17 protein-coding genes are annotated in these 14545 nt (G+C 48.6%); 14 read left to right on the top strand and 3 right to left on the bottom strand.

What is annotated here, in order from left to right; genetic code table 11:
* Positions 1-1513: sodium-translocating pyrophosphatase (locus OEY58_17290; protein ID MDH5327214.1), on the bottom strand; the 1513-nt coding region annotated here is incomplete at its 3' end.
* A gap of 261 nt (positions 1514-1774) precedes the next feature.
* Between OEY58_17290 and ppa the strand changes: the two genes are divergently transcribed.
* Positions 1775-2323 carry an inorganic diphosphatase gene (ppa, locus tag OEY58_17295; protein MDH5327215.1) on the top strand — a complete coding sequence of 183 codons (549 nt, stop codon included), beginning with the start codon at positions 1775-1777 and terminating at the stop codon, positions 2321-2323.
* A 24-nt stretch (positions 2324-2347) separates the two neighbouring features.
* Positions 2348-2905 carry a metallophosphatase family protein gene (locus tag OEY58_17300; GenBank protein MDH5327216.1) on the top strand — a complete coding sequence of 186 codons (558 nt, stop codon included), beginning with the start codon at positions 2348-2350 and terminating at the stop codon, positions 2903-2905.
* 45 nt (positions 2906-2950) lie between these two features.
* On the opposite strand, the gene OEY58_17305 is transcribed toward OEY58_17300, so the two are convergent.
* On the bottom strand, positions 2951-3379 hold the full coding sequence (locus OEY58_17305) for a molybdenum cofactor biosynthesis protein MoaE (protein MDH5327217.1): 429 nt from the start codon (positions 3377-3379) through the stop codon (positions 2951-2953).
* Positions 3380-3518: 139 nt separating this feature from the next.
* Positions 3519-3752: a MoaD/ThiS family protein gene (locus tag OEY58_17310; protein MDH5327218.1), complete on the bottom strand. Its 234-nt coding sequence runs from the start codon at positions 3750-3752 to the stop codon at positions 3519-3521.
* Positions 3753-3972: 220 nt separating this feature from the next.
* Between OEY58_17310 and moaC the strand changes: the two genes are divergently transcribed.
* From moaC to OEY58_17370, 12 genes are all read left to right on the top strand, one after another.
* Positions 3973-4446: a cyclic pyranopterin monophosphate synthase MoaC gene (gene moaC, locus OEY58_17315; protein MDH5327219.1), complete on the top strand. Its 474-nt coding sequence runs from the start codon at positions 3973-3975 to the stop codon at positions 4444-4446.
* Between the two features lie 22 nt (positions 4447-4468).
* The gene (dapF, locus tag OEY58_17320) at positions 4469-5371 is read left to right on the top strand and encodes a diaminopimelate epimerase (GenBank protein MDH5327220.1); all 903 of its coding nucleotides are present in this window, start codon (positions 4469-4471) and stop codon (positions 5369-5371) included.
* The gene (locus OEY58_17325) at positions 5368-6063 is read left to right on the top strand and encodes a DUF484 family protein (protein MDH5327221.1); all 696 of its coding nucleotides are present in this window, start codon (positions 5368-5370) and stop codon (positions 6061-6063) included. Before dapF ends, OEY58_17325 begins: the two co-directional genes overlap by 4 nt.
* Positions 6064-6070: 7 nt before the next feature.
* Positions 6071-6994, top strand: a complete 924-nt coding sequence (gene xerC / locus OEY58_17330; GenBank protein ID MDH5327222.1) for a tyrosine recombinase XerC — start codon at positions 6071-6073, stop codon at positions 6992-6994.
* A gap of 103 nt (positions 6995-7097) precedes the next feature.
* Complete coding sequence (gene hslV / locus OEY58_17335) at positions 7098-7640, top strand: ATP-dependent protease subunit HslV (protein MDH5327223.1); 543 nt, start codon at positions 7098-7100, stop codon at positions 7638-7640.
* Positions 7641-7671: 31 nt separating this feature from the next.
* Positions 7672-9012: an ATP-dependent protease ATPase subunit HslU gene (hslU, locus tag OEY58_17340; GenBank protein ID MDH5327224.1), complete on the top strand. Its 1341-nt coding sequence runs from the start codon at positions 7672-7674 to the stop codon at positions 9010-9012.
* A 26-nt stretch (positions 9013-9038) separates the two neighbouring features.
* The gene (locus tag OEY58_17345; protein ID MDH5327225.1) at positions 9039-9401 is read left to right on the top strand and encodes a DUF971 domain-containing protein; all 363 of its coding nucleotides are present in this window, start codon (positions 9039-9041) and stop codon (positions 9399-9401) included.
* Positions 9402-9482: 81 nt separating this feature from the next.
* On the top strand, positions 9483-10241 hold the full coding sequence (ubiE, locus tag OEY58_17350; GenBank protein MDH5327226.1) for a bifunctional demethylmenaquinone methyltransferase/2-methoxy-6-polyprenyl-1,4-benzoquinol methylase UbiE: 759 nt from the start codon (positions 9483-9485) through the stop codon (positions 10239-10241).
* Complete coding sequence (locus tag OEY58_17355; protein MDH5327227.1) at positions 10238-10696, top strand: RDD family protein; 459 nt, start codon at positions 10238-10240, stop codon at positions 10694-10696. Before ubiE ends, OEY58_17355 begins: the two co-directional genes overlap by 4 nt.
* Positions 10693-11373: an SCP2 sterol-binding domain-containing protein gene (locus OEY58_17360; protein MDH5327228.1), complete on the top strand. Its 681-nt coding sequence runs from the start codon at positions 10693-10695 to the stop codon at positions 11371-11373. Before OEY58_17355 ends, OEY58_17360 begins: the two co-directional genes overlap by 4 nt.
* A complete protein-coding gene (ubiB, locus tag OEY58_17365) occupies positions 11374-13032 on the top strand; it encodes a ubiquinone biosynthesis regulatory protein kinase UbiB (protein ID MDH5327229.1) in 1659 nt (552 codons plus the stop codon).
* Between the two features lie 96 nt (positions 13033-13128).
* A complete protein-coding gene (locus tag OEY58_17370) occupies positions 13129-14544 on the top strand; it encodes a HAMP domain-containing histidine kinase (GenBank protein MDH5327230.1) in 1416 nt (471 codons plus the stop codon).
* The last annotated feature ends 1 nt before the right edge of the window (position 14545 follow it).

Consider the following 14545-nt stretch of genomic DNA (forward strand, 5'->3'; position numbering starts at 1 on the left):
GGAAGATGTTGTCGATGAACATGCCCATTAACACTTCAGGGTTGTTGAGCTTGATCTCAAAGCCCTGAATGTTGTGGGACACGGTTTCCACGAACGCTGCGATGATTGCCAATGCGGCTAGTGCGGCAGCACCGATGGCGAAGCCTTTGCCAATAGCGGCTGTGGTATTGCCTAACTCATCCAAAGAGTCGGTAATTTTACGCGTATCTTCTCCCAGTCCAGCCATCTCCGCAATGCCACCGGCATTGTCAGCCACCGGACCGTAAGCATCAATGGCCATGGTGATACCTACCGTTGCCAGCATGCCAACGGCGGCAATACCCACGCCGTAGAGATCTACCAAAGAAGTGGAGATGTAAATAATGGCGGCAATGGTTAATAACGGTAGCACCACCGATTGCATGCCCACAGCCAAGCCGGTAATCATGACAGTGGCCGGTCCGGTTTCCCCGGATTTGGCAATATTTTTAACGGGTGTGGAAGCGGTGTAATATTCCGTTACCAGGCCGATAATGATACCGCCTACGCTGCCTGCCAAAACGGCTCCCCAAACCTTGGGTGAAACACCCGTTGCCGTTATCACGAAGTAGGCGACGATGATAAAGATTATGGAGGCGCCAATGGTTCCTGTGCGTAAAGCTTTTTCCGGCGCTTGTGCGGAAAACATTTTCACCATAAAAATACCAATGGCCGAACACAATAAACCGGCGGAGGCCAAAGCTAAGGGTAGAAACATCAGTGCGCCTTGGTCGCCGCCCAGTTTGGCAATAAGCGCTGCCGACATGGTAGAGGCAATGGCGATAGTGGCAATGATAGAGCCGCAATAGGACTCAAATATATCAGAACCCATTCCGGCAACATCGCCGACGTTGTCACCAACGTTATCGGCAATGACACCCGGGTTGCGGGGGTCGTCTTCCGGGATGCCGGCCTCTATTTTTCCTACCAAGTCGGCGCCTACGTCAGCGCTCTTGGTATAAATGCCGCCGCCTACACGTGAAAACAAGGCAACGGTGGAAGCACCCATGCCAAAGCCATGAATGACGTGGGCGGTTTCCGGGGACGAACCGAAAAACAAATACAATACGCCCAGGCCCAGTAAGCCGAAAGAGGCCACAGTCATTCCCATAATGGAACCGCCAAAAAACGCAACCGTTAGTGCCGAAGCGGCACCTTGTGTATGCGCAGCTGTGGTAGTTCGTACATTGGCTTTGGTGGCGGTGTACATGCCGATGTAACCCGCGCCTGCGGAGCACAATGCGCCTACGAGAAATGAAATGGCCGTTCCTGTACCCAGGGAGAAAAACAATAACACGATAAGGACGCTGGCAAATAGGGCCAGCATGGTGTATTCACGTCGCATAAAAACCATGGCGCCAAGATGAATTTGGTCTCCGATTTCTGCGACCTTGCCTTCACCCGCGGGATGTTTTTTTACAGACATGTAGATGATAAAGGCGATGGCCAACCCAAGTGAACCCAGGATAGGCGGTATAAGTGATACAGTGTTCATTACTGATACTTCCTCCGCGTTGTTGTTGTTTGCCTCAACCGCTGGCGCAATAGCCGGATTAACGGACCGGCCCCCTCCCTGCCTAGTGCCTTATTGTAAGGTAGGCCTCCTCTCGGACAAAAAACTAGGCTCCGCTATCATAACTGGGGTACAATTGTTCACACAACTAAAACTGCCCAAGAAAGTCTTTAAGCAAGCCTTTTCTTTGATTGTTCTTGTTCTAAGTCATCTATTTGATCAATTCATAAGCTGGAGTTACCGATGAATTTGGATAGAGTGACCTCCGGGAAAGATGTTCCCAATGAGGTAAATGTAATTATTGAAATACCGGCCCACAGCGACCCGGTAAAATACGAAGTTGATAAAGACACCGGTGCTATGTTCGTCGACCGGTTCATGAACACGGCCATGTATTACCCCTGTAATTACGGGTATATTCCCCACACCCTCTCGGAAGACGGTGATCCGGCCGATGTCTTGGTTGTCACGCCTCACCCTTTAATCAGTGGTTCTGTGATTCGATGTCGCCCGGTGGGAATGTTGAAAATGACCGATGAATCGGGGACAGATGCAAAGATTCTGGCGGTTCCCATTGATAAATTGTGTGTATCCTTCCGCTCCGTTCAACAGCTTTCGGACTTACCGGCCTTGTTAATCGAGCAAATTGCTCATTTCTTTGAACATTATAAGGATTTGGAAGCCAATAAATGGGTAAAAATAGAGGGTTGGGCCTCTGTGGATGAGGCAAAACAGGAGATAATTGAAGCGGTTACACGTTTTGAAGCGGCTCCGGAGAAGCCTTGTTTCTAATTAGCTATATATAAGTTGTACCAAATGAAAATATGCATAGTTTCTGACAGTCATGATAACCGCCGCTTGCTGGACGAAGCGGTATTGGATGCGAAAAAATCCGGCGCTGAGGCAGTATTACACTGTGGCGACGTTGTAGCTCCTACTACACTAAGGGTGTTACAGAAGCACGGACTTCCGGTACACGTCATCCACGGAAATAACACCGGCGATTTGTACAATATGTCCAAATTGGCACAAGAACCGGATAGTGTGATTGAGTTCTACGGTCAGGATGCCGGTTTAGAGCTGGTAGGTAAAAAAATCTTCCTGGTACATTATCCCCACTATGCTCATGCGATGGGCACCACCGGCGATTGGGACCTGGTTTGTTGTGGCCATGATCATCGAGCGGAAATCAAGGAATTGGATACTGTGAAACAGGGTAAAACCTGGTTGATTAATCCGGGGACAGTGGGGGGAGTGGGTGCAGCACCGACCTACGTCATGGGGGATCTGGAGAAAATGGAATTTGAAATTCGGGTTGTCCCGGTGGATGACTCCATGGCCTATAACAAACCCCACGTGACGGTTCATGATTAGAAGCTGTTTTCAATTACTGAAACACCCGGGGAGAGCTTCCCCTCGCTATTGTTGGACCCAACGGCGGCTGCTATCGGACAGAGTTTCTTTTTTCCAAAAAGGCGCACGTTTTTTCAGTTGTTCAATAATAAATCGACAGGCTTGAAACGCTCCATCCCGGTGCGCGGACCAAGCGGCGATTAATACGATAGTGTCACCAGGGTCAATATGCCCGAAACGATGCTGTATGAACACGTTTTCCAATGACCACTGTTGAGATGCTTCTGCCGCGATTTTTTCCAGGTGTTGTAATGTCATTTGTGGGTAGTGCTCCAAAAACATGGCACTTACCTCATCGCCGGCATTAAAGTCACGCATGGTTCCTACAAATAAGGAGCATGCGCCTATTTTGCCTTTCTGTTTATCCAGCTCAGACTGATAAGATTGCAGTTCCTGCCAGGGGTCAAACGTTTGTTCCTTCAGCTCAATTTTCATAGGCCTCTTTTGCTTGTGTGTGTTATTAACGCAGGATTTTCGTGATACCGCAATTGTTAGAGGTTTAACCGCAAGGGCTCAATATCCGGGATGTAAACGATTTTGGATATGCTTTAGTCAAGTACGGGTCAGCAGATGTTTAGCCGCCGGAGACCGGCGGGAAAAATGCTACTTCATCACCGTCGCTGACATTAAATTCCGTATCCACATACTCCATATTAACCGCTATTAAGGTATTGGGTGGCATATCCGCGCCTTTGGTGGCGTTTTTCCAAACATCGGCAACCGTAGTGCCGTCAGTGCAATTGACGACAGTCTGTTCCAAGTCCAGCGTTTCACGCAAACTGGCGAAAAATTTTGCGGTAACAGCCATAATGCATCCTCTACCGTTAATGAATTCGTACTGGATACTTTGGTGCAAAATATACTATAACTTCATCCTATTGTGACCGGAGCCAGGCAAAAAGTTCCTTGGATTTGCGTACAACCGCCATTGCAATACCTGCTACTATTCACCAATAATAGTTGATTGTAAGCAATTATTAACCACAGGATGATTCGCGTTGGGTGTTTAAGGATAAAAGTTGCGTAAAATGAATAAATTAACCCATTTTGATCAAGACGGAAAAGCCCATATGGTGGATGTGGGAAATAAGGCGGTAACGCAACGCCAAGCCGTGGCGGGCGGAAAAATTTGCATGCAAGCCGAAACTTTTGAGCTGGTACGCAGTGGCGGCCACAAAAAAGGTGACGTCTTGGCGGTGGCTCGTATTGCAGCAATTATGGCAGCGAAAAAAACCGCTGACTTGATTCCCTTGTGCCATCCCTTAAGTATCAGCAAAGTATCCGTAGAATTTGAGTTATTGGAACATGAACATGCGGTGGGCTGTATCGCCACAGTTCATTGCAGCGGACAAACCGGTGTGGAAATGGAAGCATTGACTGCGGTGAACATTGGATTGTTGACCATATATGACATGTGTAAGGCGGTGGACAAAGGCATGGTGATGAAGGAAATCGGTCTACACTCAAAAAGCGGCGGCAAGTCAGGCGATTGGCATAGATAGACGAGGGGTCGTAATTACCATTATGGAAGTACAATTTACCAAAATGCATGGTTTGGGTAATGACTTCGTTGTCATTGACGCTATCAACCAGAAAATAAGTTTAACCACGCAGCAGGTGCGGGCGATCGCCGATCGTCATACGGGTATTGGTTGTGACCAGGTTTTGATAGTGGCCCCAACGCAGGCGGAAAATACGGATTTCAGATATCGTATTTATAACCGTAACGGTGCGGAGGTGGAGCAATGCGGTAACGGTGCCCGCTGCTTCGCTCGATTTGTTCATGACAAAGGATTGAGCGATAAAAAAGAGCTGAAAGTACAAACGAAATCCGGGAACATTGTCTTGTATATGGAGGAAGACGGGCAGGTCAGAGTCAATATGGGGATGCCCGTGTTCGAACCGGATGATGTGCCTTTTGTTGCACAGGTGCGCAAAGACCGCTATGTTTTAGGATTGTCAGCGGATTTGTCGGGTGACCGTAACCCCCAAAAAACTGCCTTGGTGGCCACCAAGCCGGGAGAGGTTTCCATGCCGGATAGTGTTACTATTGGGGTTGTTTCCATGGGTAATCCCCATGCAGTAATTCACGTGGAAGACGTTGATGCCGCACCGGTGGCAAAGGTAGGCGCTGCTGTAGAAAGCCATAAGCGTTTTCCTAATCGTACCAATGTGGGTTTTATGCAGATTTTGGATCGAAACCATATTCGATTGCGGGTCTATGAGCGTGGCGTGGGAGAAACCCTGGCCTGTGGTACCGGCGCCTGTGCTGCGGTGGTATTGGGCCGAAAATGGGGATTGCTGGATGAAGTCGTGAATGTCAGTTTACCCGGCGGCGATTTGGTAATACAGTGGGGGTTTGAAGAGAAGCCTGTATGGATGACAGGGCCGGCGCAAAGTGTATTTGAAGGGCGGATATCGTTATGAGTATTCAGACAAGTCAAAATGTAGAACGGTCACCGGTTCAAGAAAAAGAAGTGGTCAGTTATTTACGACAGCACCCGGATTTTTTTGAACGTAATACCATGTTGTTGGCGGAGCTGAGCGTTCCCCATGTCAGTGGCAGTGCCGTCTCTCTGGTGGAACGTCAAGTGGCTGTATTGAGAGATAAAAATGAACACCTGCAAAAACAATTAGATGATTTTCTGCAAATTGCCGCTGACAATGAAAAACTGAGTCGCCAAGTTTACCGTTTTACCCTGGATCTGATTCAGGTTCAGGCCGCCAACCAATTGGCCGAAATGCTGCAACACAGCATGCGTAAGGATTTTCTGGCAGACGATGTGAATCTGCTGATTCTGGATGAACAACTGGCCGATATTTCATCCTGTACCCGAGTAGACTCCAGACAATTTCGAGCGCAGTTTGCCAAATTGTTGGAGGACGGCGGCGCCATGGTGGGGCGGTTTAACGATCGCCAACGGGAATTTCTATTTAAAGGCCGCGCAGAAAAAATTGCCTCTATGGCTTTATTGCCCTTAGTTGCCAAGCGACCGGTGGGCGTTCTCGCCATTGGCAGCTACGACGCGACCCGCTTCTACGCCGGCATGGGTACGGTCTATTTGAATCAAATGTCATCGCTGATTGGCAAAACCTTGGCGCGTTTTGCGCGCAAGTAACACTGGTGTGAGCCACCACACTCCAGCTGTTCTCGATGCTCTCGATCGTTATATCAGTTATCTAGAGCATCAAAAAAGGTTTTCACCACATACCTTGAGTAGCTACCGTCGCGATTTGGACCAGTTGCTGGGTTATCTCGAACAACACAATAAGCCATTACTGGAATTGGACGCGCACCAAGTACGGGCCTATGTGGCTTGGCGTCATCGTTGCGGTTTGGGAGGGCGCAGTCTGCAAAGAGAGCTTTCTTCCATTCGACAATTTTTTGCGTACCTGCAACGTGAAGGCGTGCTAAAGCATAATCCGGCTGTGGGAGTCGGTGCACCCAAAGCCCGGCGCAAATTACCCCTACCATTGGATGTGGATCAGATGGTGCAATTATTGGATTTGGAGACCGCCGGCGTGGTGGAGTTGCGCGATCAGGCTATGATGGAGCTCATGTACGGCGCCGGTTTGCGCTTATCGGAACTGGTGGGTTTGAATTGTGACCGTGTGGATTTTCAGCAATCCTTATTACCCGTTCTGGGTAAGGGTTCAAAAACCCGTTTGGTTCCTTTAGGGCGTTTTGCTTTGAATAGCCTGCAGCAGTGGCTGCAAGTTCGTGCGCAATGGGCGCATGGGGACGAGCCGGCACTGTTTGTGAGCAGGCGCGGTACACGCATTTCACAGCGCAGCGTACAGCAACGTATGAAAACCTGGGGTGAACGCCAGGGTTTAGACAGTCGGGTGCATCCCCATCGTTTGCGGCATTCCTTTGCCAGTCATTTACTGGAATCCAGTGGTGATTTGCGGGCAGTACAGGAATTGTTGGGACATGCCGATATATCAACGACTCAAATCTATACTCATGTGGATTTTCAGCATTTGGCCAAAATTTATGATCAAGCCCATCCGCGAGCCAAAACTCGGCGAAATAAACCACAAAAATAGCCAGGAAATGGTTTTTTAGCGGCGACTATTGAAAAACATGCCGATTCCACCCATTGTATTAAGGATGCGGTAGAATGCAGCGGCAAAGAAAAAGGACCAGTAAGTGGAACAATATCACGGAACCACCATCGTTAGTGTGAGACGGGGTAACAAGGTCGTCATCGGTGGTGACGGGCAAGTGTCTTTGGGCAACACGATAATGAAGGGGAACGCACGTAAGGTGCGGCGTTTGTATCATGACAAGGTAATCGCCGGTTTTGCAGGCGGTACGGCGGATGCCTTTACCTTGTTTGAACGCTTTGAAGCGAAGCTGGAAAAACACCACGGACATTTGACCCGTTCCGCAGTGGAATTGGCAAAAGACTGGCGGACAGATCGCATGTTACGTCGCTTGGAGGCCTTACTGGCCGTGGCTGACCACACTACCTCCCTGATCATTTCCGGGAACGGAGATGTAATTGAACCGGAGCACAGTCTTATCGCCATTGGTTCCGGAGGGCCCTATGCCCAATCAGCCGCTTTAGCTTTGCTGGAGAACACAGAAATGGATGCTCTGGATATAGTGCAGAAATCTTTGGCCATTGCTGCCAGTATTTGCGTGTTTACCAATACACATGTCACCATTGAAGAGCTGGAAATCAGTTAGTAAATAGTCAGCACAAGACGAGAATTCTATTATGTCGCAAATGACCCCACGGGAAATTGTTCAGGAACTGGATAAACACATTATTGGCCAGGCCGATGCCAAAAGAGCGGTTGCCATTGCCTTGCGCAATCGTTGGCGTCGTGGCCAGGTGGACGATGCCCTTAAATCGGAAATTACGCCCAAAAATATACTCATGATTGGGCCCACTGGCGTGGGTAAAACCGAAATCGCCAGACGTTTGGCCAAGTTGGCTCATGCTCCATTCATTAAGGTGGAAGCCACTAAATTTACCGAAGTGGGTTATGTAGGGCGAGATGTAGAATCTATAGTAAGGGATCTGGTGGATATTTCCATCAAAATGAGTCGTGAGTCGGAGATGGCTAAAGTACGTCATCGTGCTGAAGAGGCCGCTGAAGAGCGCATACTGGATATTTTACTGCCTCCGGCTCGAAGCATGAGTTTTGCTCCGGAAGCGGAAACCTTCGCCGAGGCTCAATCCACCACACGACAAAAATTCCGTAAGAAACTGCGCGAAGGCGAGCTGGATGACAAAGAAGTGGAAGTGGAATTAACAGCAAACCCCGTAGGGGTTGAGATTATGGCGCCGCCCGGTATGGAAGAAATGACCAACCAGCTACAGGGTATGTTTCAAAATATCGGTTCCGGCCGTACTAAAACCCGGAAATTACGCATCAGTGATGCCTTTAAGCTGTTGACGGATGAAGAAGCGGCAAAAATGCTTAATGAAGAAGACATTAAACTGCGTGCCGTCGCCAATGCAGAACAAAATGGTATTGTTTTTTTGGATGAAATGGACAAAATCTGTCGCCGTAGCGAGAGCAGTGGCCCGGATGTGTCCCGCGAAGGCGTGCAACGGGACCTGCTGCCTTTGGTGGAAGGGTCCACGGTCAGTACCAAGCACGGTATGGTTAAAACGGACCATATACTGTTCATTGCTTCCGGTGCGTTTCATTTAGCCAAACCCTCGGATCTGATCCCCGAACTGCAGGGACGTTTCCCCATTCGGGTAGAGCTCTCGGCTTTAACGGTGGAGGATTTTGTCCGCATACTGACCGAGCCGGATGCATCGCTCACCGAACAGTATTCCGCTTTGTTGGCAACCGAAGGCGTGACATTGAAGTTTTCCCAGGAAGGTTTGGCTCGTATCGCGGAAATTGCCTGGCAGGTGAATGAACGCACTGAAAACATTGGTGCCCGGCGTTTACATACGGTGTTAGAGCGTCTGTTAGAGGAAATATCCTTTGATGCCTCGGACAGCGGCGGTCAAACTCTGGAAATCAACGCGGAATACGTTAACGAGCAATTGAGTGCCTTGTCCATGGATGAGGACCTAAGCCGGTACATCTTGTAAGCCGGTTTCAATAACAGAGGTAGTACATCGTGACCACGGCAAGACCTACAGATATTAATTTACATCAAAAATCCCGCATGCTGGAAATCGCCTTTGATGACGGCAAGCGCTATTCTTTATCCTGTGAATTTCTTCGCGTGTATTCCCCTTCCGCAGAAGTTCGCGGTCATGGACCTGGCCAGGAAGTATTGCAGTTGGGCAAAGAGCAAGTGAATATCACAGCTATAGAGCCTATCGGTAACTATGCCATAAAACTGGTATTCGACGACGGCCATGACACCGGTATATACTCCTGGGAAACCTTGTATGAAATGGGGGAAAGCCAGGAAGCATTGTGGCAGGACTATTTGCAACGGTTGCAGCAAGCGGGACACAAACGCAAGGCTTAACCTCATATTATAGAGCTGCCAGCTCGCCCTTTATTGGCCACATACTGTTTAACTACGGTAACGGGGAGCCGTGTTGAAATTATGAATCAAGAAAAAGAAAAAGCACAAACCCATTTTGGTTATCAAAGTGTCCCTGTAGAGGAAAAAGCGGGGAAAGTCGCCGAAGTTTTTCATTCTGTAGCCTCCAAGTACGACATCATGAACGATCTGATGTCCATGGGTGTACACCGTTTATGGAAACGATTTACCGTCGAGGCCGCTTCCATTCGCCCGGGCCATAGGGTGCTGGATATCGCCGGGGGCACCGGTGATCTCACTCGCCAGTTTCTACAGCGCGTCGGCCCTCGGGGCGAAGTGGTGCTGGCAGACATAAATGAGTCCATGTTGCAACAAGGTCGGGTTCGTCTCACCGATGAGGGTTTGGTAGGAAACATTCGCTATGTGCAAGCCAATGCGCAATGCCTCCCTTTTACTGATAATCACTTCGATTGCATCAGCATCGCCTTTGGCTTGCGCAATGTAACGGATATTGATGCAGCTCTGCTATCCATGTATCGAGTGTTAAAGCCGGGCGGCAAGTTACTGGTCTTGGAGTTTTCCAAACCCGTTGCTCCAGGCTTAGCTCCTCTTTACGATATCTATTCGTTCAAAGTGCTGCCGTTCATAGGAAAGCTGGTGGCCAATGATGAGCACAGTTATCGCTATCTGGCTGAGTCCATACGAATGCATCCGGATCAACAGGCGCTGAAAGAAAAAATGCAACATGCCGGATTTGAGCGTTGCGATTACCATAATCTTAGCGGTGGGATTGTGGCTCTGCACACCGGATATAAGTTTTGAATTCAGGCACAGCCATTTCCTACGCTGGGTTTGGTCGACGCAGTGCGGCTGCCGTGCTAGACGGGCTGTTGCTGCTTGTGCTTTTTTCCCTAATCGGAGTATGGCAGTGGCAGGGCTATTGGCAGTTCACTGCGCAAATTGTTTTTGCTTTGCTGTTTTGCGGGTTCTGTTGGCTCTTTTTTAGTGGTACCCCCGGCAAATTGTTATTAGGGTGCACCGTTGTTGATATGCATAGCTTACAGCGTCTGGGGCCAAAACAAGTGCTATTGCGTTTTTTCGGTTATTATGTGTCGCAGTTTGTATTATTTCTGGGATTTTTCTGGATGCTGTGGGATGCAAAAAACCAGGGTTTTCATGACAAAATGGCTCGCAGTGTGGTGTTGTATCGACCGGATTTGTTTGAACACGACGAATCTAGAAAATCCATACAGCAGCTAGTGAGTGAACTCCGATGAATAAGGCGGCTCAACATAGCAGCGCCGGTAAAAGTCTGTTGCACAGCACATTTGCCCAGGCAATAGAGCAGGGAGTGAGGGCTGTGTTACAGCTGGACTCGGATAGTGCGGCGCAACTGCAGTTATTGCAGGGAAAAGTGCTGGCACTATGTGTTACTGATCTGGATATCCGTTTGTATTTTATTTTCGGCGACCCGATCCAGGTGGTGTCCTACTACGAAGGTTTCGTGAATACCGAATTACGTGCCGGCTCCGTGGCGTTTGCTGCGATGGGGCTGCAGCGCCAGGGCAGTGATGCTTTGTTTAAGGGCGATGTTACCCTGCAAGGTGAAATTCAAACAGGCGAGCAATTTCAAAAAATACTGCGTAATATGGATATCGACTGGGAAGAGCTTTTATCCAGAGTTACCGGCGACATCGTCGCGCATAAAGTCGGAAGCCTGTTTCACAATGTTTTTCATTGGGGTCGTAACACGCTCAGTACCCTGAGCGAAGACGTCGTGGAGTACGCTCAGCAGGAAATCCAGGTTTTGCCTTCTCCGTATGAAATTCAAAAATATCTGGCAGATGTGGATGTGTTGCGCGCTGATGTGGATCGCCTCAATGCACGATTGAACAAACTGCAACAATCAGCCTTCAAAGCAAATCGAAACGACAGCCAAACAGGGAAAAATTAAGTGGGAGCTCCGGCGCAATTTTTTCGCCTTATCAGTATCAACCGTGTTTTGGTGCGCCACGGTCTGGGTGAAATTATCCTGGCTACCCATTTGTTTCGTCCTTTACGATTTATCTTTTTACTGTCACCCTGGCGCTTGATGCGAAACAAATCCATTGGCCGCGGCGAGCGTATTCGCCGTACCCTGGAAGACCTGGGGCCGATTTTTGTTAAATTTGGGCAGATACTCTCCACGCGTATGGATTTGTTACCGGAAGATATTGCCGTGGAACTGGCTAAATTACAGGATCGAGTGCCGTCCTTTCCCGGGGCGCAAGCCCGTGCCATTGTGGAACAGGCCTATAGTCAACCCATAGACGAGCTGTTTTTAGAATTCAATGAACAACCGTTGGCATCGGCTTCCATTGCTCAGGTTCATGCGGCTCGTTTGCTCAATGGCAAAGAAGTCGTAGTCAAAGTGGTGCGCCCGGACATAGAGCCCACCATAAGACGGGATCTGGCCCTGTTATATACTTTGGCTGAGTTGGCGCAAACCTATTGGTCGGATGGTCGACGCTTGCGTCCGGTGGAGGTCGTGCGGGAGTACGAGAAAACCATATTGGACGAACTGGACTTGATGCGCGAAGCGGCTTCAGCGTCACAACTGCGGCGTAATTTTCTCAACTCCAATATTCTATATGTTCCCGAGATTCATTGGCCCTTGGCACGCAAAAATGTCATTGTTATGGAGAGAATTTCCGGTACCCCTATCAGTGATATCGATGCATTGCGTGAGCAGGGAGTAGATCTGAAACAATTAGCGGAAGATGGGGTAGAGATATTTTTTACCCAGGTTTTTCAAGACAACTTTTTCCATGCGGACATGCATCCGGGGAATATATTCGTTTCACCCCAGGGGATGTATTTGGCCGTGGATTTCGGCATTATGGGGACATTGGGTCCGCAGGACCAGCGCTATCTGGCGGAGAATTTCCTGGCTTTTTTCCATAGAGATTATCGCAAAGTGGCCCAATTGCACGTGGAATCCGGCTGGGTACCGGGTAATACTCGGGTGGATGAGTTTGAATCGGCCATACGCACGGTATGTGAGCCTATTTTTGAACGTCCGCTAAGTGAGATCTCATTTGGTCATTTGTTATTGCGCCTGTTTCAAACGGCGCGCCGCTTTAACATGGAGGTGCAACCGCAACTGGTTTTGTTGCAAAAAACCCTGCTGAATATTGAAGGCCTGGGACGGCGCCTGTATCCACAGTTGGATTTGTGGCAAACCGCTAAGCCCTTTTTGGAAAAATGGATGAGCGAACAAATCGGTCTTCGTTCCTTGGTATCCGGCGTAAAGGACAACGCTTCCTTTTGGACCGAAAAACTACCGGAATTACCCACCTTAATGTACAAAACTCTACACAACCTGCAATCACCGCGTGACAACTCCCAAGCAGAAATACACATGGCGCGTTTGCTAAGAGAAGTACGCCGTTCCAATCGCCGTATTGTCAAAGTCATTGTCGGTGCCAGCCTGATTTTGGGCGCTATTGTGCTGCTGCAAAGTTCACAAACCTACACGCCCGTCACTTGGGCCAACGCGCCTGTGCTGACCTGGATGTTAGGTGGCTTGGGCGCGTTAATACTGATTTTCGCGTGGCCGGGAGACCGGCGTTAAATAGTTGATTCAAATATTAAAGTTTTCTCTCTCCGTGGCCGTAATCTTAAAAAATCGTTAAAAAATTAGCCGTTCTATAAAAACAAACAATTCAATATGTTAAGACTTTCCAAGGCTTGGATGATCGCCGGGATACCATTGGCGTTGGTAATCATTATGCTATTAACATGGATGTACGGTTTGGTAGCCCACAGTGATATTGAACACTACTCGGAAAAGAGTAATGTGGTTTTGGGGCGTACGATGGCCAATGTGTTATGGCCTCAAATCAGGGGTTTGATGCATTCGGCGGACAAAAATGCGGATTTTGATAAGTCCTGGTTGAGTATGGCGCAGATAGTCATGGATGAAGCGGTGTTGGAGCTGATTCGTGAAACCAATGTGCTGGCAGTAGAATTGCACAACATGGAGGGATACACACTGTATTCCACTCTCAAAGATCACAGTGAGTCGCAACATCCGGACAAACTGGGGATAGTTCTCGAATCCTCCAAAGGTAAGTTACTGACCCACATTTCGCAGTATCGTGAATTTCGTTTTAGAAACGGTAAAGTGGTAAAAGATCGATATATTTTATCCAGTTTTCTTCCGGTGGCTGACCAGTCGGGCACAGCGGTTGTGGCGGTATTTGAGGTGTACAGTGATGTCACCGATCAATACGACAAGGTCAAACAGAGTCAGTTACGATTTGCCACGGTATTGGCGGGAGTCTTTTTTTCCATATACATCATTGTCTATTTTCTGATACGCCACTTGGACAAAATGATTCGAGACAATATAAATTTACGTGTGACGGTTGAAAGTGAGAAGGACGCCAATATAGCCAAGTCACAATTTTTAGCGAAAATGAGTCACGAGTTACGAACTCCTCTCAATGCCATTATCGGCTACAGTGAGTTGTTGGCGGAAGACTGTGAAGTCAACGGTGACGAGGAAACCATTGATGATTTGGAAAAGATTCACGCAGCCGCCAATCATTTATTGCACTTGATTAATGAAATTCTGGATCTGTCCAAAATAGAAGCGGGACAAATGTCACTGTACTTTGAGCGTGTGAATGTGGATGCCCTGGCTCGCGAGATTCTGCAAGTGATCAAGCCTCTGGTGTCGCAACGTAAAAACCGCGTTTCCTATGCCACCAATGGAATCTACGAAGTACAGACGGATGCTGTCAAGCTGCGTCAGATATTATTCAATTTGCTCAGTAATGCGTCCAAATTTACAGAAAATGGGCGTTTGGAATTGTATGTGACCTTGGAACACCAAATGTTAGTGGTGACTGTTAAGGATAACGGTATTGGCATGACTCAAGAGCAGCTCGCACGTTTGTTTAAGCCCTTTTCGCAAGGGGATGAGTCCACCACTCGCCGCTATGGAGGAACCGGGCTGGGCTTGGTTATTAGTAAGCAATATTGTGAAATGCTGGGGGGTAGTATCAAGGTGGAGAGTGTGCCGGGCTTTGGTACAGAGTTTGAGGTGCGTATGCCAGTGCAGCTCTGCTTAGGCAATTAAC

The organism is Gammaproteobacteria bacterium, from assembly GCA_029882975.1.
Classification (GTDB): Bacteria; Pseudomonadota; Gammaproteobacteria; order SZUA-152; family SZUA-152; genus JAJDNG01.

What these genes read in the sequence shown, in the direction of transcription:
- ppa (MDH5327215.1), top strand. Translation starts at nt 1,775, where the DNA reads ATGAATTTGGATAGAGTGACCTCCGGGAAAGATGTTCCCAATGAGGTA.
- OEY58_17300 (MDH5327216.1), top strand. Translation starts at nt 2,348, where the DNA reads ATGAAAATATGCATAGTTTCTGACAGTCATGATAACCGCCGCTTGCTG.
- OEY58_17305 (MDH5327217.1), bottom strand. Translation starts at nt 3,379, where the DNA reads ATGAAAATTGAGCTGAAGGAACAAACGTTTGACCCCTGGCAGGAACTG.
- OEY58_17310 (MDH5327218.1), bottom strand. Translation starts at nt 3,752, where the DNA reads ATGGCTGTTACCGCAAAATTTTTCGCCAGTTTGCGTGAAACGCTGGAC.
- moaC (MDH5327219.1), top strand. Translation starts at nt 3,973, where the DNA reads ATGAATAAATTAACCCATTTTGATCAAGACGGAAAAGCCCATATGGTG.
- dapF (MDH5327220.1), top strand. Translation starts at nt 4,469, where the DNA reads ATGGAAGTACAATTTACCAAAATGCATGGTTTGGGTAATGACTTCGTT.
- OEY58_17325 (MDH5327221.1), top strand. Translation starts at nt 5,368, where the DNA reads ATGAGTATTCAGACAAGTCAAAATGTAGAACGGTCACCGGTTCAAGAA.
- hslU (MDH5327224.1), top strand. Translation starts at nt 7,672, where the DNA reads ATGTCGCAAATGACCCCACGGGAAATTGTTCAGGAACTGGATAAACAC.
- ubiE (MDH5327226.1), top strand. Translation starts at nt 9,483, where the DNA reads ATGAATCAAGAAAAAGAAAAAGCACAAACCCATTTTGGTTATCAAAGT.
- OEY58_17360 (MDH5327228.1), top strand. Translation starts at nt 10,693, where the DNA reads ATGAATAAGGCGGCTCAACATAGCAGCGCCGGTAAAAGTCTGTTGCAC.
- OEY58_17370 (MDH5327230.1), top strand. Translation starts at nt 13,129, where the DNA reads ATGTTAAGACTTTCCAAGGCTTGGATGATCGCCGGGATACCATTGGCG.